At 50.1% G+C, this 16,930-nt stretch carries 18 protein-coding genes; 8 read left to right on the top strand and 10 right to left on the bottom strand.

The window, feature by feature from the left end; all coding sequences use genetic code 11:
• Window positions 1-21 precede the first annotated feature (21 nt).
• The 3 genes from AC1RQB_RS15955 to AC1RQB_RS15945 are packed head-to-tail and all read right to left on the bottom strand — an operon-like array spanning window position 22 to window position 2,450.
• Window positions 22-960: an AAA family ATPase gene (locus AC1RQB_RS15955; protein WP_063341193.1), complete on the bottom strand. Its 939-nt coding sequence runs from the start codon at window positions 958-960 to the stop codon at window positions 22-24.
• Window positions 960-1,475 carry an HORMA-1 domain-containing protein gene (locus AC1RQB_RS15950; protein ID WP_063341192.1) on the bottom strand — a complete coding sequence of 172 codons (516 nt, stop codon included), beginning with the start codon at window positions 1,473-1,475 and terminating at the stop codon, window positions 960-962. Before AC1RQB_RS15950 ends, AC1RQB_RS15955 begins: the two co-directional genes overlap by 1 nt.
• A 9-nt stretch (window positions 1,476-1,484) precedes the next feature.
• Entirely contained in the window at window positions 1,485-2,450 is a 966-nt protein-coding gene (locus tag AC1RQB_RS15945) for a CBASS oligonucleotide cyclase (RefSeq protein ID WP_063341191.1), read from the bottom strand.
• Window positions 2,451-2,645: 195 nt separating this feature from the next.
• Between AC1RQB_RS15945 and AC1RQB_RS15940 the strand changes: the two genes are divergently transcribed.
• Both AC1RQB_RS15940 and AC1RQB_RS15935 read left to right on the top strand, forming a co-directional pair.
• Window positions 2,646-2,969, top strand: coding sequence for a helix-turn-helix domain-containing protein (locus AC1RQB_RS15940; RefSeq protein WP_063341190.1), 324 nt, complete (start codon window positions 2,646-2,648; stop codon window positions 2,967-2,969).
• Window positions 2,969-3,832: an ImmA/IrrE family metallo-endopeptidase gene (locus AC1RQB_RS15935; protein WP_063341189.1), complete on the top strand. Its 864-nt coding sequence runs from the start codon at window positions 2,969-2,971 to the stop codon at window positions 3,830-3,832. The genes AC1RQB_RS15940 and AC1RQB_RS15935 overlap by 1 nt, the downstream gene beginning before the upstream one ends.
• Window positions 3,833-3,937: 105 nt before the next feature.
• Here AC1RQB_RS15935 and AC1RQB_RS15930 read toward each other — a convergent pair whose 3' ends face one another.
• The 4 genes from AC1RQB_RS15930 to AC1RQB_RS15915 form a co-directional block, all read right to left on the bottom strand.
• Complete coding sequence (locus AC1RQB_RS15930) at window positions 3,938-4,504, bottom strand: type II toxin-antitoxin system VapC family toxin (protein ID WP_157893821.1); 567 nt, start codon at window positions 4,502-4,504, stop codon at window positions 3,938-3,940.
• Window positions 4,497-4,847: an STAS-like domain-containing protein gene (locus AC1RQB_RS15925; RefSeq protein WP_063341188.1), complete on the bottom strand. Its 351-nt coding sequence runs from the start codon at window positions 4,845-4,847 to the stop codon at window positions 4,497-4,499. The genes AC1RQB_RS15930 and AC1RQB_RS15925 overlap by 8 nt, the downstream gene beginning before the upstream one ends.
• Window positions 4,848-4,855: 8 nt before the next feature.
• A complete protein-coding gene (locus tag AC1RQB_RS15920; protein WP_241824454.1) occupies window positions 4,856-5,875 on the bottom strand; it encodes a hypothetical protein in 1,020 nt (339 codons plus the stop codon).
• A 206-nt stretch (window positions 5,876-6,081) separates the two neighbouring features.
• Window positions 6,082-8,004 (bottom strand): DEAD/DEAH box helicase, encoded by a 1,923-nt coding sequence (locus AC1RQB_RS15915; RefSeq protein ID WP_063341187.1) that lies wholly within the window; start codon window positions 8,002-8,004, stop codon window positions 6,082-6,084.
• Between the two features lie 922 nt (window positions 8,005-8,926).
• On the opposite strand from AC1RQB_RS15915, the gene AC1RQB_RS15910 reads away from it, so the two are divergent.
• Window positions 8,927-9,787, top strand: coding sequence for a hypothetical protein (locus AC1RQB_RS15910; protein ID WP_063341185.1), 861 nt, complete (start codon window positions 8,927-8,929; stop codon window positions 9,785-9,787).
• Window positions 9,788-9,981: 194 nt separating this feature from the next.
• Here AC1RQB_RS15910 and AC1RQB_RS15905 read toward each other — a convergent pair whose 3' ends face one another.
• Window positions 9,982-10,899: a hypothetical protein gene (locus AC1RQB_RS15905; RefSeq protein ID WP_063341184.1), complete on the bottom strand. Its 918-nt coding sequence runs from the start codon at window positions 10,897-10,899 to the stop codon at window positions 9,982-9,984.
• Window positions 10,900-11,075: 176 nt separating this feature from the next.
• On the opposite strand from AC1RQB_RS15905, the gene AC1RQB_RS15900 reads away from it, so the two are divergent.
• Window positions 11,076-12,089, top strand: coding sequence for a hypothetical protein (locus AC1RQB_RS15900; RefSeq protein ID WP_063341183.1), 1,014 nt, complete (start codon window positions 11,076-11,078; stop codon window positions 12,087-12,089).
• A 185-nt stretch (window positions 12,090-12,274) separates the two neighbouring features.
• Here the strand turns inward: AC1RQB_RS15900 and AC1RQB_RS15895 are convergent, their stop codons facing one another.
• Window positions 12,275-13,072, bottom strand: coding sequence for a TIGR02391 family protein (locus AC1RQB_RS15895; RefSeq protein ID WP_063341182.1), 798 nt, complete (start codon window positions 13,070-13,072; stop codon window positions 12,275-12,277).
• A gap of 256 nt (window positions 13,073-13,328) precedes the next feature.
• Between AC1RQB_RS15895 and AC1RQB_RS15890 the strand changes: the two genes are divergently transcribed.
• The 4 genes from AC1RQB_RS15890 (at window position 13,329) to AC1RQB_RS15875 (ending at window position 15,845) form a co-directional block, all read left to right on the top strand.
• On the top strand, window positions 13,329-13,646 hold the full coding sequence (locus tag AC1RQB_RS15890; protein ID WP_063341181.1) for a hypothetical protein: 318 nt from the start codon (window positions 13,329-13,331) through the stop codon (window positions 13,644-13,646).
• A 694-nt stretch (window positions 13,647-14,340) separates the two neighbouring features.
• Entirely contained in the window at window positions 14,341-14,754 is a 414-nt protein-coding gene (locus AC1RQB_RS15885; protein WP_063341180.1) for a hypothetical protein, read from the top strand.
• A complete protein-coding gene (locus tag AC1RQB_RS15880; protein ID WP_063341179.1) occupies window positions 14,747-15,343 on the top strand; it encodes an MbcA/ParS/Xre antitoxin family protein in 597 nt (198 codons plus the stop codon). The genes AC1RQB_RS15885 and AC1RQB_RS15880 overlap by 8 nt, the downstream gene beginning before the upstream one ends.
• Before the next feature lie 4 nt (window positions 15,344-15,347).
• Entirely contained in the window at window positions 15,348-15,845 is a 498-nt protein-coding gene (locus AC1RQB_RS15875) for a hypothetical protein (RefSeq protein WP_131815971.1), read from the top strand.
• 666 nt (window positions 15,846-16,511) lie between these two features.
• On the opposite strand, the gene AC1RQB_RS15870 is transcribed toward AC1RQB_RS15875, so the two are convergent.
• Entirely contained in the window at window positions 16,512-16,781 is a 270-nt protein-coding gene (locus AC1RQB_RS15870) for a hypothetical protein (RefSeq protein ID WP_063343873.1), read from the bottom strand.
• Between the last annotated feature and the right edge of the window lie 149 nt (window positions 16,782-16,930).

Here is a 16,930-nt window from a genome sequence, read left to right as displayed (position 1 = left end):
GGAACGGCAAGCTGTTGGCAGCTAACGGAGGTGATCTTGAAACGGAGGTGTCGGATCCATTTTTCGTGCGATTTCCACTGCACGTATTGGATCAACAGCTTGCGTCGGATAGGCATCCAAAACTATCGATGGGATCAGACGCTGGGTCAGGTCCGAGAATGTGAAGCCGGGAGCGTTGCCATCTTTAGGACCCGTGAACTTCACCATGGCTTCGATGATTGATGCCGGGATGCCAAGCGTACCAAGCTGCCTTGTCAGAATGTATCGACGCTGCTCGTCATTTGGACGATCGAAAGTAAGCACCTCAGCTGCGCGGCGACGTACAGCCGGATCAAGGGAGTTTAGGCGGTTGGTGCACATGATTACCGCCGCTGGAAGCTGAGCGTTTGCGATCCTGTCGATGCCCCGGATGAAAGCATTCACACCTGCGCGATCTTCGTGGTGCATCTGAGCGTTTTCGCGGGATTGAGCTAACGCGTCTGCTTCATCCACAAGCAGGATGACAGCTCCACGGGAGCGTCCTTCCTTGGATTTGAGCTTTTGCGCTTCTTCGATGGTGTAGTCGAAAGCTGCTGAAATAAGCTGAGTCATCTCGCCGACTCGCCCTTGTCCGCGTGTGGAGAGACTCAGTGGAAAAAGCGTGATGCCGATTTTTTCTTGACGTGCGACCGCATCACCAATCGTTTCCCCAAGCTCAGACTTGCCTGAGCCCACGTCGCCGGCCAGGACAACGAGGGGCGGGCGTCGTAGTACGGTTTCCAACACGGCTACGGAATTAGGGTGAAAGTTGTTCGCCCACTCGGTGAGTCCCGTGGAGTTGACCAGTAAGCCAAGGACTTTCGTCAGGCGCAGCTTCTGTTCATCCAGACCTACAAGCCTCGCCAAGCGTGCTTGCGGCTCGAAATCGGGGTAGTTCACTCGGTTTTCGAACAGTTCATCAAGCGTAGGTTTAGTACTCATTAGAAACTCCTTACTGTCGAGCGATTGAGGGCACGGCCACCGGAGGAATATGAGCGGTCGTCGACGAGGTAGCCGCTAACACCAGGTGCTGAAGCAGTACCACGAGAAAATGGTCGCTCCCTTTCAAAGGCGTCTTTTTCGCTTTGCGTAGCGCGTTCCCAAGCCGCGCTATAAGTCAGGTAACTGTAAAAAGTGGCACCAGAGATATCCGCCCCTGGGCGAATTCGACCAGGGGAGTCGTCCGTCCCTGTGCCCGAAAGCTCGGACGCTGAATAGTTGAGTGTGGGTTCGATCCAGTTTTCACCACGCTTGAATCCGTAGATCACCGATCCGAGAAAACCCGCTTTCAACAGCTGGGTTACCTCCTGTTCGAAATCAAGAATTCGTTGAGTGGTCGGTGTCCCATAAAGACGCTGGAGGCGCATCAGATCGGCAGCGACCTTTGCGGCCATATGCTTGGCATGGGTGAGAGTAAAGGTTTGGGTCTCCGCGACCGTATAGCTGTAAGACGACATATTGCTACCTCACACTTGGAAGGAAGACCCAAAGACCTGTTGCCAGTAACCGACAGTTAGTTGCTTTGTCGGCGCATAAAGAGCTGCATCGATCGCGTCACCTGCATCCAGAGCTGCGTCGATGATCGCGTCGACATTTTGCTTTGTGTAGAGGCAGGCTACGTTGTTGTCGGGGTTTACTGGATCGATGATTTGCACGGGATCTGTGAATACACCGACCTTTGAGGCCGAGTAGTTATCTTCGAAGAAGATCTTTTCCCGAAGCTCCGAGCGAGCGATGTACGTAAAGAAAGCCTGTAGGGCTTCGGGGTAATCGGAAAAGTCGACGCCTTGGTCGCTGAGTTTTGCCAAGATCATTTCGATCATGAACGACTTGAAGCGAAATCCGTCGCGCTCCTGTTTCATCAGCCGGGCCCAGAATTTCACAAGCCTTACGATTTGCGCGTAATGAGTCGGCTGTGCCTGTTTACGCTTTTTTGCGAAGGCCAGGTGCAGAGGGATGCTGGTTTCCAGAAAGGAGCCGTCATCTTGGCTGATCAGGTTGCCACGCCATTCAGGCAGGCCCGAATACAAGACAGGAACGATGTCGACGTCCAGGCCCGAACCGCGAAAGGAAACAGTTACGGAATAGGTTTGTGGTACCACTTGATCAGGGGTGAAGTTCGGAAAAGCCTTACGCAGCTTTTCCGCGAGGTAGTCGAGCAGCGCCTTGGTGTCGTGCGGGGCATCCGAGCCACTCACATAGACAGCGACATCGATGTCATTCAGGGATCGCAGCGCGGTGCCTTTCGCCAAGCTCCCCGAGACCATCATCCGTTTCAATGAAAAGTCAGGGTGATCGGAAAGGTAGCCTTCCAGTTTGTCCTGCAAACGTCCAGCCTGCTCTCGATATGCGCTAGCCTTGTCCTTGGGAAGGTTCACCTTTTCTTCGGCAAATCGAACGAGGTCTCGGTGATCAACGTGTTCTCTGGACATACCTGCCCCCAGTGGGAAATAGATCAGTTGAAGGCAGGACGACTACACCTAAACTGCGGGTTATCGGCTAGCCAGACAAAAAGTTCGGTACCGTGAACTTTTTGTAAACCTACTCCTTCTATCGCTCTTGTCAAACGCTTTGTTCGGAATAGTGGTACTATTTTTACCGATCACCATCAAAAGGGAGGCGCGATCGTGACAACCCGTCTCGGCGAAAAGCTTCGCGATTTGCGCAAGCAACGCGGGCTGACCTTAGAGAAGCTGGCGGACATGGCAGGTCTGAGCAAAAGCTATCTCTGGGAATTGGAAAACCGTGAATCTCAGCGGCCCTCCGCGGAAAAGCTAACGGCCCTAGCAGACGTTTTAGGCGTAGCGACACCGTATTTTTTTGAAGAGGATGTCCGTGCACCACAGGAACGGCATTTAGACGATGCATTCTTTCGCGGGTACAAAAACCTTGAGCCGGATGCGAAAGAGCAGCTTCGAAAGATTTTGGAAACCTTCAAAAAGGGATCTTGATGAGCGACGAGCAGGTATGGACACCTCAGAAAGCTGCTAACCGGCTATCTAAAATCTCAGAGGCATTCGGTAAAGCGCATGGCGGGGGCAGGTTCCCCGTCGATGTGCCTTTGCTCGCATTGGAGGCTGCCAACATTTTTGGCTGGTCCGACCCCATATCTGAGGTCACGCCAGTTGATATCAAAAGCTTCGATGGCGCCTTGTTTCCAGATGATGGTCGGAAGAAATGGATGCTTCTATTCAACAGCGCAATGTCATCCCCTGGTCGCATTCGTTTTACCCAAGCTCATGAGTTAGGCCACTACATTCTGCATCGACAGATGCGGGAAGCATTTCAGTGCAGTGGTGATGACATGCTCGATTGGGAGGAAAAAACGATCGAGGCGCAGGCTGATCTGTTCTCATCCTATCTGCTGATGCCCTTGGACGATTTTCGCGCGCAGGTCACAACGGTGGTCGACCTCGAATTACTTGGACATTGTGCGGATCGATACGGCGTGTCGTTGACGGCTGCCGTATTGAAATGGATTCAATACACCGAGGAGAATGCAGTCCTTGTGTTATCCCGTGACGGTTACATGCAGTGGTCGTTTTCGAGCCGCCAAGCAGCGCGTGCAGGCGCTTTTTTTAAGACGCGGAAACAATTGGTTGAGGTGCCGGCGGGTGCTCTTGCGGTCGCCCCGGGAGTGAAACACGAGCGCCGAGGTATCGAGTTACCCGCGAAGATTTGGTTTCCTCACGCAGAAGTTGGAACGTCTGTCCGGGAAATGAAGGTGTCTTCCGATCAGTACGACTACGTCCTCACTCTTCTCCACTTGCCAAGATCAGCGTCTGTGTGGCGGCCTTTCCTTGACTATGATTGAAAGACTACGGCTCGTGAGGGCCATGCTCAGGGCATCCTTTGTCGATCCGTTAGCCAAACTACATGAGATCGACAATTTTTAAGGCGTATGAGAATAAGAAAGGTCTTAGCGACTTGCAGTATAAAGCTCATCAACCCCCGCTACAGTAAAGTCTCTATCATCCGATATAAGTTGGGTGATGCCTTCAGAACTCATAACTTGTAGATAAAATGCGTCGTAAGCATCAAGCGGCGCAGATTCAAGGTGTGTAATTGCGGGGGTAACTGTTTGTTGATTTAGGTTAATGTTGAGGCATGTGGAGACTGAATTGACGGAGGACCAAGCAATTTTTATTTCCTGAATAACTTTCTTTCTTTCATCTTCCAATTTGCGAAAGCCTTTTCTTGTGACGCCCGCGTTTTTTTTGTCGCTAGTGAATATGTCATATTCAGTGCGTTCTATAACGTTAGCAAGTTCCGAGAAAACCAAAGGGCAGTGAAACAATTTAGCACCAGCGTCCAAAGCTTTTTCAATAAAAGCAGGATACTTTTCAATCTGATAGCGTCTAGGCTTTGACGAAGTATTGATTTCTTTGGAGGCGCAGTATGTGAACCAAAACCATACATTCGTATCGACGAAGTATTTGTCGGTGTGGACAGGGCGAGAACTTTGGATGTTTATTATTTTACTCATCGTTGTTATTCGCCTCTGTTTGATCAATCGCCTTGGAAACATTCTCGCTGTTTTTATAGAATGTAATCGCATTAGAAATGACGTGGTTTAATAAGTCTCTTCCTACGTCGCTCAAATCAGTCACTGAAAGCTGTTTTTGCAGATTTTCGACTTCAATATCTTTTAACAGTAGTCCAATAGAAGCATTGAAAAACGGCGATGCGAAAAGATTAACTTTTTCAAAGTTGATCTCTATTTTCTGCCCGGCCATCAATTTACTGTGCAGCGCGTTATAAAGCTTTTCGCCATTTTGCATTGATATGGCATTTCTGCCAGTAAGTTCAAAAACTTTGATTTTTTCCATGATAACTCCTAAAAATACTGTTGCTGCGTAGGTTCGGCTTCCGAAGTGAATCGGTAGTATCGATCATCGCAGTTTATTTTGATGCTAACCATTGTGCCTCGTAGATCTCCGGCACATTTTTCAACGATCAGTCCCGAGGTTTTATTTGAGATTACTTTTACGTCGTTGCTATGAATGCGCAGTTCGCCGCCATTCACGTGAACGAAATTGTGAAGTAAATCTAGTCCAAGTCCTCGCGGGATATTTGATAGCTGGCTATCCGTTCTTGTGGAGTTTCCTTTAACTAGCGCCCAATGCATCGCATCGATATTTGACATGTCGCCACGAACTCTTTTTACATTGGTAATTATTCCCGGGCCGAAATCGAGCACGCTGATGTTAAGTGTTTTATCTTTGTTGTTAAATTGGCCGCAGCTATAAACGCCCATGGTCTTAATGTCTTGGATTGATACGCCGTGACCATACGCATTACTAAAGACTTCTAGAATTCGACTGGTAATGGCGGGCTTAAGTTTGTCGCTAAGTCTTAACTTTGAAGCAGAAAGCCATTCGTTCTGGAGGTGATCCGCGATCTTGTCTGCGTCTTGCAAATAATTGTGCTCTCTATAGCCCAGATATCCACCTGTAGGATAACCTTCAAGAGAACCGCTGCTAAAGTGTGAAAGGAAGTTGTTGCCTATCAGTCGCTCCCGAATAGCTGAGTTCATAGTTTCAACAAGAAACATTACGCCCGCAACGTTAGGAGCCGATCTAACATTAGTTAGGGATCTTGAAAAGAGCAGCATCGATTTGCTGAGTTTCATTTGTGTATTATGATAATCAACATATCGAGCCAAGGCGCCGAGCACGACAACAGCATTGTGATCAATCATTGCGCATCGACTGAAGTCGAAGTCAAAGTGGTGATATGGATCATCGAATACTTCCCGAGCAATACCTAGAATTTTCTCATATCCTGGACCGTCGTCCTTAATGGTAGGTATGTGAATAATCTTTTTCAAATGGATATTCTCGCTTTGCAGGCTCAATAAAACTCAAGAAACTACTTGTTAGTTTATCAGAGGCTTGCTGATGATTCAATATTTCCTTTCTGCTTATCTTGTATATTTTTAGCTGGTATCAGCAATATGGGGTTTATGATTAAGTAAAGTTTTTGTTTTGCTATTTTCTATTGGTGTATTAGTTTTGGCGATTACACCTGGAAGGCATTGGCTTCAATAGCCGTGTTCACCGATTACTCATTGCATATACGTTTCGAGCTACTCTTATCAAAATTTAGTATCAATGAAAGCCGATCTCTATGCGTATCTGGAAAATAGATTTTCCCCGATGCCCGCGTGATGGCTGTGTATAAGAGTGCGAGCTGCTTCGACAGTGCCGTTTTTCCACGTAAATCTGAAAAATAGTAAAGGTCTTCTGAGATTGCCATCCGTTTGAACTCAAAATTTTTCGCTGTAAATACTGTAGTCAACAACGTACGCGAAGGAAGATCGTTGCTAAGCTCGCCAAGCGGAGCATGTTGGTAAAGCTCCTTCACTCCATATTTGACTCCAATCGTTTCCAGCCAGTGCTCAACTCTGTTGAAAGAATCGCTCCAGCTCATTACTTTGCGCAGATCTTCCCAGGATCGGAATTGGGAAATCGCTTTATGCTCAGCACGCTGATCATTTTGAAACAGCCGAAGACATCCATCTAAGAACGATTCGAAGTTTTTAGTCCAGTCGACGAGCGCAGCCCCCTCTCGCATTTCGCGGTTACGAATCAACCAGTCAAATTGCCCCCACTCGTCAGCGACCAAGATTACTGTGGGTTCAGGAGGGAATGAGTCCGCTGGATACTCTACGATTACCGTTTCTTTCGACTTGTCAGCAATGAATGGAAACGCACTCGCTTCAGGAAACGCAGCTATTAGCGGATTTACAAAATCTGCAAGCGCAGGTCCGGCGCGTAGCGAAATGGCCATATCGTTGTGACGAATGGTGGCTTTGTGAGGAGCGTGGTACCCGCCTAAGTTTTGAAATCTGTCGCCTAATGAAATGACCGTGTGTCCCGATTCATCAAGCAACTGAACCACCGGACCGGTTAGATCTTGGGCCTCATCGACAAGGATCGTATCTGCGTATTCAGGAATTGTTAGTCCTGCGAGTGCTATCTGCTTGACCCGGTGATAACCACGAACTGGAAGAAGGTCAGATTCCATCTCAAGGCAGGTCATTCTCATCCAAAGCTTGGCTGCCGCCGCTGCAACGGCCTCCTGCTCAATCAGCGACAGCCACTGGATTTGGTTATGGGGGATATGTTTTTTTGTAATGTAAGGATCGGAGGACGAGCAAAATTTTGTGAGCATCGCCCAGCACAGAGCTACTACTTGGGGAGCATTGCGCTTACCGATCGAGCCAAGTCCTACCTGTTCGGCAAGCATCGAGTAAGGGGTCTGGATTCTTGACGCCGCTACCAATCTGTTCTGGAGGTCTACATTTCCCCGAGCCAACAATTCGACTGCCAGGTCTTTAAAGGTGTTTGTCTTTATTTGTTCTTTGGCAAATCTCTTTTGAATGGGCTGAAGCTTTGGTCTTGTGTCGGCGAGAAGCATAAATCGACGTTCCGGCATCAGTTCCAATATCTCTCCGATGACGAATGTTTTTCCTGTTCCAGCATGAGCCTGCGCTTCGATCGAGTCTTCTTGGTTAGCTCGGATAGTATGGATCATCCGAAGCTGGTGATCGCTCACCTTTATGATTTTGCCGTTAGGACGCACATGCTCATGGCTCAACGCTCCCACGACAATGTTTTGCCGTTTTCCGTAGTCGAAATCCCATGAGCCGTCAGGGCGTAAATACTTCCGATCTGAAACCGCTTCCTGGCTCATCAGCCCGATTTCTAATGTCGGAGCGAGGAAGAGGCCAGCAGCGAAAGCGCTTTGATCGTAATGGCTGGCCAACGCTGATTTTAGGACTTCATCGTCACGAGCCAATGCGCTGACGAACGACCGTTCCATCTCAAGTGGGGCACGAATCGGAGCATTCGTGAGCTGCTGCAAAAAAAGTATTGCTGCGATTTCATACTTCGATAGAAGCGAGAAATCCGGGCGGACGCCGCGAGAAAATGCGCTGCTCAGGGTTTCGCTCAGAGGCAAGTACCAGCGTGGATTTGTCATTGAATTCGTTCGTCAAAGGCAGAATATACCTCCCATAATGCCATGTTTTGGCCACCACAAAGTTTCCTGCTTTTCTGGCATTGATTTGCGATTAGCGGTGAAAGCTTAGAGGGGGGGCAGTGACCGAGCGTAGTGGCTTTTCTCGAAACTTGCTAAAGCCAGCTGCACTGGAATTCAGCCAAGGGGCGGTTCGTGGGTGGGGCGTTTTCCAAATTTTGCAGGAGGGCCTGACTGCCGAGGATAGTTAGGTAGAGCCTGAGTTCGGACGGTTTATCTGATGTGCCAGCAAATGCGGGAAGCTTTTTACCGATTTCGATGGGGCAACGAAAATACTCGTATGTATGCAGGCGCCGATGATGGACGGCCGCGGCGGTAGCAGGTCAACGAAACTCTTTGCCAACAGGCGGCATATTTTCCCAATTGAAGTCGATGCTTTGCTCAGGCGTTTCACCTAAGAGCGTCATGAGGTCGAACTTGACTGTGTGCGAAGCATTTCGGGGATTTTTGGGTTTAGAGATTTCAAGGTCAAAGTGGACAGATATTCCTTTGGTCTGAGAGTGATGCTGTTTTCGCGACGCCATTGCACATCCGTAATATTCAGGTTCAGTTTAGCCCAAGGAGCTTTTTGCATCGCAGCATGTGCCACAGATCAAACAGGCATTCATGATGATTTTGACCTCCATCGCAGGCCGTTACCGCGGGCTGGCTAACGTCATGCCTGCAACACGTCGCAATCTGTCTCCACCGGGGCCGGAGTAGCTTGCAGCGCTATACTCTGAATCTCCCAGCCAGTCGTGGCTCGCTGCTCTGGGAAAACGGTGTGGTCATTTTGGAGTCGTGCTGTAGGCATTCAGCTTTCGTTTGCATTGCACGCCGCCTTCACATTTAAATGCCTTGAGTGTCCCCACACAGGAATGGATTCATGTTCAATTTTTTGGTCGCGGCAGGAGGTTGGAGCGGGCGTCGTGATGATGTTGCGCTAGGGCGTGTTTATATCGATCAGACGCAGGAGCTTCAGTGGAAGGTCGGGGGGCTTCCCAATTTTGATTTGATGCGAACGTTACCAGCCATATTTGCCCCTGAAACCTACGGAGATGGTACGGGGCAGGTTGCACGTGTTGGAGAAATCATTAGCACCCGCATCCAGGGGGGCAGTGTAGTAGTCGAATACCGATACGACCCTGACATTCCGCCAATCCCCCAAATGGATCTGATCGCACTCGCTCCAGCGTTAGGAATTCACATTCCGCGAAGAGGGTTCGGCCCATTCGCACATAGTCACTGGGCAATAAAAGACGCTAATTTGTTCAAAGTATTGTTGGCTGAATGGCGCGAGCCAGTCCGTCTACCTGTTGTCTTCCAGTTGGACTCGCCTCAACGAGTACGCCCTAATCTTTTGTCTGCAATGATGCCTTTCGCCGGCTTCGATGCGGTATGGGGCGCGATTCAACGCGCAGCTACATCAAATGGGATGGAGAGCGGTCGAGCAGATAACCGCTGGGATCACCCCGCGATAATCCAAGACGTCGTCGCTCTAATAGACCAAGCAGCAATTGTCGTGTGTGACTGCACCGGTAAAAACGCGAACGTTTTTTATGAAATGGGAATAGCTCACGCGTTGGGGAAAGAAGTGATAATCATCACTCAGAACCCAATCGACATTCCTTTCGATATCGCCCATCTGCGGCACATACGTTATTTGGGAAATGAGCAAGGAGTTCGGCAGCTTGAAGCCGATTTGGCAGATCGGATCGCGGCGCTCAGAGCGTTCGCCCTCCCATGAGCAGCCGGAAGTATTCCGGAGGCAGAACTGCTCGATTCGCGCTGGCGCTATTACCCGACCATTTGGGGGCTTCCATTAGCTGGGCGACGCGCTGATCACGGCAGGACAGGATATGTAGAGCTTCGTTGCCCGTATGCGCTAGGCTCGCAGGCAATCCAGCCGAGCCGCTGCGATCATCACATCAGCCCGGGATACTACTGACCTTCACCGCAGGTGCAGCACCTATCGTATTCTTCGCTTATGACGTTGCCCCGGCATCCAGGGTGAATGCATGGGGTTCGACTCACTAGATGCCCTTCGTTACAGACGAAGCACCTGATGATGGTAGAAGTAGGTTTGTTCGGGTCCAGCACGGCGTAGCGAGGTATAGGGCCATTAATCTCTTCTGCGTGGCGTTTGCACTCCGGGCAAATGTACTTTCGAACTTCCGCAGTGACATTGAAGAAGCGTTCCCCCTCGGTTTTCGTTAATAGGTCGAACACGGTGCAAAACTCGCGAACCAACATGCCGTCAATGAAGTCGTTGCCGAAGTACACCTGCGCCGCAGGCGCGTTGAACAAGAACTCTTTGCGGGCCAAGACCCAGCTTTGATCGGGAAAAAGATGCTCATGCGCTTCGAGGATAATCATGATGACTTCTTTGGCCGATATTTTGAGGCCAGCATTGACGGAGTGCATAGCTTGATTTCTAAGCCTGCGCACCTGCTCGAATAGATCTGCAAATTTTTGGTCGAACGGTTTGTCATGTACGGTGTTGTAGACCTTAATGAGGTCCTGCGCGTCAATGGTCCGAAATTCTGAGTACGCAATCCCTGTACCTGTCTTGTCCTTGGGCCAGTCCGACGGGGATCCTGCAATCAGCAGAAAAGGACTGACGTTAACGAGCTTGCCTTTGATGGCGAGTTCAATGCCTTGTTGCGCAATTATGAGTGAGGTCAGGATTCTTTGGCGGGCGGCTTCCCAGAATTGGGCCTTGTCATCGTTGTCGACCTCTGCGTATTGGCCTGCCTCGTCCAGCGTGGTCAAGAATGAAATGACGATATCCCAGGCAAAGTCGAACTGGGCGTAAGCTGCTGAGGAGAATTCGTCACTGGTCGGAATGTCTGTGATCATCGGATGATTCGCATTAATTTTCGAGTGCTGTCTATATGGGCATAACTAGTCGGCTAAAACAAGCTACCTGCTTTTGCGGCAGCGACTCTGACTATCGTTACCCGCAGGCTGGCACGACGAGCAAAATAAGTTAAGCTATATTAAATCAACTTTATGGCCATAGGGCGAGGGCGGTTATGAGTTCTAAAGAAACGATTTTGCAGTTCGATCTGAGCAATAAATTTGTATCTACGAAAGAATATGCGCGCGGGCTGGTGGAAGCTATCAATGATCTGGCTCCCTATCTAAGTGTTGCAGAGAGAGAAAGTCTATGTTTCAACAAGCTTGGTTTGAAGTCCGATAATGTTAGTGAGCAGGCATACATACAGGCGGCAGTAGAGGTGACTGTGTGTGCGCACTTTGCTAGGTTTTTCCCGAATGGATTTGTGTATGAGGAAAAGGTGAATCCGCCCAAGGATGTAGACTGTTCGGTCCGAGTTGGGGAGTTCAAATACAATATAGAGGTGAAGTGCGCCGACTTTTCTAAAAAACACGCGGTTGATGATAGTGATGGTTTCAAAATTGGCTCGCTAGGTCGTCTGGGCGATTATGATAGTATCGTAGCAGACCTAGAGGACATGTTCTCCAGCGGCGGTCATACTCTGTCCCGCCAAAGGCACATGGATAATAACCTTAAAAGCTTTCTTATCTCTGCACATGAAAAATTTGCTCCCATGACTCCTAAAAGTGAGCTGAATATTCTCATTGTGGGGTGCGATGATGCTATGGATATGCAGAAGTGGTACTCTTATTTGTATGGAGCCCAAGGGTTGTTCACACTCAAATCTTACTCAGATACATCTGCCTACGACAGAGTAGATCTCGTGCTATTGACCAATCTGTATCATCGCCATAAAAACCCGAAATCAAAGGATAGGTTGAGCGGGCATTGGCGACTAAGTGAAGCATTCTGTATTTTGTGTGAAAATCCAAAATCGCTTAAGCCTGATGAGACTTTCATAGAGTTTGCGAAAACGATACGGCATCATAATAATGAGCTGCATAGCCACACTGTAGAAGGTGATGCTCCTGATTTCATTTTGAAGGGCTTAGCTATTCCAAGTTATGTCGGCAGCGAGCTTCAAGCTAAGGGAGTCTACTATTTTCACCCCCATGAACCCGAAACTGAGATTGGCCAAGAGAAGCACTAGATCCCGTCAGGAATGTCGTGAAGTGAGAGCGTGAAGGCTTAGGGGGCCGCGAGCATGTGTCCGCTTCTGGCCGAACGCAGCCAGTCAAGGCCGAGAGGGAGCAGGGACCAAGCTGAGTGAAGGGTAGGGTTATGTCTTTCCTCAGTGGAGCGCGAATTTGGAACTCATCCGTGTGCATGGCCCTTTCAGAGCCTCGGCGGCATATAGGCTTTATCCAGACGTCGATGGATTAGCGAAACGATTGTAAGCAAATCCTCTGCGTCATTTTTCGTCATATTCCAATGTATTCGAGCCTCATGGGCAGTGGGGTTTCGAAACATCCCAAAAGTGCCGCGAACCAAATTTGCAAAGCCGCTCTGCTCGCTTTTTTCACTGATTGTCGAGCGCGGATTGATTGCGAGAAGTGGCGGATCCCCCGCTAGCACCCGATCTACCAGCGGTGCTCCGTCATCGGTCAGCCCTGTACGTTCTCTCATCTTTGCTGCGACGCTCTTCACTGCTTCCTGAACGGCATGGAAGTAGTTGTCCGCTAACAGTTCCGAGCGACAAAACCTGAGAACGTCGGGATGGACCCCTCGGCTTTCAAGGTCCGCACGCAGATCGCGCGCCCTGCGCTGGGCCTCAGGCAGTGTCTGCACCGCCTCTGCTGATATAAGATTTCCCGCTTGATCTACCATAAGTGAAGCAAATGCAAGCGCTTGATTTACGAGTGCGCGCATCGGCTCGAAGCGCTCAGGCGATCGACTATATCGGGCTGGTTTCATGGCGAGGCGTATAAACTCCAACACGTGAGTGCGGTTACGCTTTGCATTTTGGCTTTCCACGAACGCGTTATAAATCCTGATGCGTTTTGTAATTTTGCCAGGGTCGCTCATTTTGGCCGAAGCAATGAAAAGCTCTATTTCAGGCCCAGTGAGGCCCGTTTCTGTATCGCCCAAGGCATTAGCGATCGCTTCGAGTTGGTCTTGAGAGAATAGGGCCATTTTTTTCATCCATGATGCTGAAATGAGCGGTCCACTCGGGCACCGTACTGGTGAACAAAGCCATAGAAATAGAATTACTTCTAGCGCCTATTTGCCTTGTGGCTCAAAGCTCACCATCAATCCACCACAGCGATTCAGTTAGAATGCGCCGAATAAAACCGATCGATCGGGTTGTGGCTCCTGAAGCGCTACGTTCGATGCGGAGTCGTTAGCCATTCAATACTGATCAACCAGCAAGATCATACGAGACACGTGCATGAAAGAGAATCTGAGCGAAGACGAAATGCGCGAAGCACTTTTCGGCACGCAGAATAATGAGATAGCCCCAGCGGCTGAGGATCTGCGGGTTACGTCAGATCAGCAGCACGTATCAAAAGCCCGACGTGCACCGACTTCGCGTTCACCCAAATTGAGGGTGACGCTCCGCGTTACGTCGCAGTTTGAGGGGAAAGCCGAGACGCTTGTTTATGAGGCAAACACGCTGAGTAGGCTCATTGCGGAGCAGGAAGCGAAGACAGAAGCGAAGAAACGCAAGTTTAAGTACTTCGAACTGGTTTCGATCGAATCTGTTTAATATTTCTTTCTCGCATGGCTTTCAATTCGCGTTTGTATCAGCAGCCGCGACAGTACCTTTGTAAGTGGATGGCATTGCTGTCTCTCGCTCTAAGCCGCATTCGAACCGGTGGTGCCGCCTGAAACGCGTTACAGCCGTCCGCAGCCTTTTCTTTTGAGCAAGCCTGCGACCGGTCCCTGAACTGGATCAACGCTTAGGTTACGTGGCCTTGAACGACCCCGCTGGATCTCTTCGAGGCGCAATCGAGCCAGGTCTACTCCAGTTTGTTGAGATGGCCATCAAACGCGCTTTTCCAAAATCGCTAATCCGAACGCAGCGCTCAAGCAGCTCTGCTTCGTCATGGCGGTTGGCGTAAAGCGGCGGGCACCTAGCTCGGCTGCGGCTCGTTCAATTAGCTCTAGGGCCAAACATCGCCCACCAAGCTCGTATCGATTCATGCATCTGCCTGTGGAAGCCATAGCGGCAAGGTGCGATTTGCTGCTAGCTGAAATACTACCGTTTTGGTAGCTTTGTCGCCTGTAGGAAACCAACGGTTCAGAAGCACTCACGTAGCTGTCATCTGAAAATCTCATAGGGAGGCAACTCATGGTCTTGGGCTAAAGACGATGCTAAGGCGCCGGTTGTGCTGTGAGTTGTTAGAGGGGGGCAGTGAAGGTGAGTCGCCTTAAGCAAAAAAGTTATCTGGAGAATTAATATGTTCGAAACCCATGAGCAAGCGCGTGTACGACATCCTTTTTTCGTGTTGGAGGAAGGGGCACGTCGCTGGGCGTATATCTCGCAAACTTCGAACGACGAGTGGTTTTTTGTCACATACGCAACGGTGGGCCAGGCGGGCTCTTCCCAGCAACAGTTCATGATTTCGAAAGTGCAGTTCCTCCTTGATTTAGCCTCAAGAGACACACCAGAGCAGTTTATTCACGAGGTTCAGCTCGTATCGCCACCGTGGTTGAACCAAAAAGGTAACTGGTTGATGGAGCCAGTTCGGGAGATTCAAACAGTGGACGAGCGGGTCTGCTATGAGCTGATGGACGGACAGGTTTATCCATCAACATTACTCGGTCAGACCCGCGAGACTTTGTGGTCAAAAAGGGCTATGGGTGATGAATAATTTCATCGAAAGGCTTCTTGCAGCTCAGTACCGCACTCTGCTCTTTCCGAAAGACTTCTCCGGAGAGGCAACCTTCGGTTTTGAATGCAATGACGGTTGGGCTGATGTCATCGAAGCGACTCTGTGGCTGGTTCAGCAACGTGCCAAGGTGAGCGCGCTCGACGTGAAGGTCACGCAGGCGAAAGAGAAGTTCGGTCAGCTCAGGATCTACCATAGCGGAGGTGACGAGAGCATCGGTGCCGCTTTCGATATCGCGGAGTTGGTATCAGGTAGTGTTTGTGAGATGTGCGGGATGCCAGGTGGGCTGATAAGTGTTGAGGGTTGGCTCCAGGCTCGGTGTGGCCAACATTCCGGGCCGGAGCAGATAGATCGGGTTGAAAACCTTAAGAATGACGAAAACTACATCGCCAGCTACGTAGAAGCCGTAGACTTGATTTTGTCGTTTTTCGGAGCAGGCGCAGTGCTTTGGGTACAAGAAGAACGCATTGCCTTCGCAGGTCGGCGACCCTGCGAAATGCTGGCGACGGAAGAGGGGTGCCAGGCGATTTACCTACTCCTAAAACGGCTTGAGCATGGCGTTGGTGTCTGACCTCATGAAATTGATAAACGCTACGAGTGTGGTGATGGCTAATCACCCAAACCTCCAGGATCATTTGCGCCGAGTATTGGAATGGGAGTTCAACCAAGGCCCAGTCGATTTGAGACATGTGCGGAGTCTCGTATCGTCGCCAAGACTGATGTCGATGAACGTCCGCGCATTCAGCCATCCTGCACTTGTCGAAGCTGGCGATACGTTTTTGGATTCGCGCACGATGCTTGCGGATTACCCTCAAAAGACCAGGGCTATATCGCTCGCAAATTATCTCGATCTGGTGGACGCGGTGGAGATTATCGATGAATACCATCCCCATGATGCGTCAGTGATGAAGCTTCAAATCTGGCCCTATGAGCCAGGAGATCTGAATGAGTTTGCTATGGCGGTCGCGGTGGCGTTGAGTTACACGCCTGCGGAGCTGATGGCTGAGTCGAGGATTTCGCTCGCAATAGATGAGTTGGTGAGCGCGTGGGGCTTCTATACCGATGAGTTTTGAGGACTACCTTCAATCTCCATCAGCGAATCTTATGCTGAGGAGACCGCGCTATGAGTGGGTTACTCTTTTGGGGCGCGCTGATACCCGAGCGCCGATATTCCTAATTCAATTTTCCAAGTGCACGATCTAGTTGATAACTCGCGCAAATCAACCTGCATCACTGTGCGGAACGAGGGTTACGTCTTTTCGGGCTCAGTGGAAATGCTCGATGCGGAGCCGTAGTGCTGATCATCGGGCATGTATCGGTTTCACCGCATTACCTCCCTATGTGAAGTATTTACCTCAGCCTGAGGTGCCCATCAGCCGTCCAGGACACCCCTGGATGAATTCGCAGAATGCGGTTTTTACCCTTCATTGAAGGAAAGAGCCCAAGGGAAGGCGCACTGCGTTGGAGGCTAAATCTTCCTAGAATATCGTTGAGTGCGCTGACGGTGTGAGGCTCTGCATAAAGCCCCTCGGTGCTTATAGGACCGGGCAACCACGAAACGAGCCTGGAACGCTGGTTTAGTTGCGCACGAAATCTTCCACCAGTTCAATTTTGACAGCGCTTTCTCTCACCTCATGGCGCGATATTGGAGCGTACAGGTAAGGGACGACTCCGTTCTTTATCTTCCAAATTAGCTCCGTGATGATATCTACGGCGTCACCGCACGGGCCTACCAGTTTTTACTGAGTCTTTCCGGAAGTGCGAATGGAGTCCCACTCTGTGACCATATGTTTCTGCGGATACTGGCCTTGCATTAGGATAGCGGTGTAGCCAACGCGATCATCAAATTGAGCTGAAGTACCGACAGGTTTGGCATCATTCAAACCGCTGGATTTGATGCAGCTTTCCAAGGCAACTTTGTCGTAGGCTGCCCAAGCATCGGAGCTGGAAGCATGAGCTTGAGTGGCAAGGGCAGTGAGGTAGAGAAAGGCAAGCGAGGCGACTTTCATAGGGAGGATTTTTATCGCAGGAATGAGCATGTTGGAGTACGTCCCGCAGGGATTGTTCCAGCCCCAGCGCGTCGCACACCCCATCCTTACCCCAACCCCAACCCCAACCCCAACCCCAACCCCAACCCCAACCCCAACCCCAACCCCAA

The organism is Pseudomonas sp. GW822-FHT02E03 (assembly GCF_058802325.1).
The sequence above is the reverse complement of the archived record's forward strand: the minus strand, read 5'-3'. Positions and strand labels throughout refer to the sequence as shown.

Bases quoted from the DNA above. Each gene is read 5' to 3' on its own strand.
- AC1RQB_RS15955 (WP_063341193.1), bottom strand. From the start codon at position 960: ATGAGTACTAAACCTACGCTTGATGAACTGTTCGAAAACCGAGTGAAC.
- AC1RQB_RS15950 (WP_063341192.1), bottom strand. From the start codon at position 1,475: ATGTCGTCTTACAGCTATACGGTCGCGGAGACCCAAACCTTTACTCTC.
- AC1RQB_RS15945 (WP_063341191.1), bottom strand. From the start codon at position 2,450: ATGTCCAGAGAACACGTTGATCACCGAGACCTCGTTCGATTTGCCGAA.
- AC1RQB_RS15935 (WP_063341189.1), top strand. From the start codon at position 2,969: ATGAGCGACGAGCAGGTATGGACACCTCAGAAAGCTGCTAACCGGCTA.
- AC1RQB_RS15930 (WP_157893821.1), bottom strand. From the start codon at position 4,504: ATGAGTAAAATAATAAACATCCAAAGTTCTCGCCCTGTCCACACCGAC.
- AC1RQB_RS15925 (WP_063341188.1), bottom strand. From the start codon at position 4,847: ATGGAAAAAATCAAAGTTTTTGAACTTACTGGCAGAAATGCCATATCA.
- AC1RQB_RS15915 (WP_063341187.1), bottom strand. From the start codon at position 8,004: ATGACAAATCCACGCTGGTACTTGCCTCTGAGCGAAACCCTGAGCAGC.
- AC1RQB_RS15910 (WP_063341185.1), top strand. From the start codon at position 8,927: ATGTTCAATTTTTTGGTCGCGGCAGGAGGTTGGAGCGGGCGTCGTGAT.
- AC1RQB_RS15905 (WP_063341184.1), bottom strand. From the start codon at position 10,899: ATGATCACAGACATTCCGACCAGTGACGAATTCTCCTCAGCAGCTTAC.
- AC1RQB_RS15900 (WP_063341183.1), top strand. From the start codon at position 11,076: ATGAGTTCTAAAGAAACGATTTTGCAGTTCGATCTGAGCAATAAATTT.
- AC1RQB_RS15895 (WP_063341182.1), bottom strand. From the start codon at position 13,072: ATGGCCCTATTCTCTCAAGACCAACTCGAAGCGATCGCTAATGCCTTG.
- AC1RQB_RS15890 (WP_063341181.1), top strand. From the start codon at position 13,329: ATGAAAGAGAATCTGAGCGAAGACGAAATGCGCGAAGCACTTTTCGGC.
- AC1RQB_RS15885 (WP_063341180.1), top strand. From the start codon at position 14,341: ATGTTCGAAACCCATGAGCAAGCGCGTGTACGACATCCTTTTTTCGTG.
- AC1RQB_RS15880 (WP_063341179.1), top strand. From the start codon at position 14,747: ATGAATAATTTCATCGAAAGGCTTCTTGCAGCTCAGTACCGCACTCTG.
- AC1RQB_RS15875 (WP_131815971.1), top strand. From the start codon at position 15,348: ATGAAATTGATAAACGCTACGAGTGTGGTGATGGCTAATCACCCAAAC.
- AC1RQB_RS15870 (WP_063343873.1), bottom strand. From the start codon at position 16,781: ATGAAAGTCGCCTCGCTTGCCTTTCTCTACCTCACTGCCCTTGCCACT.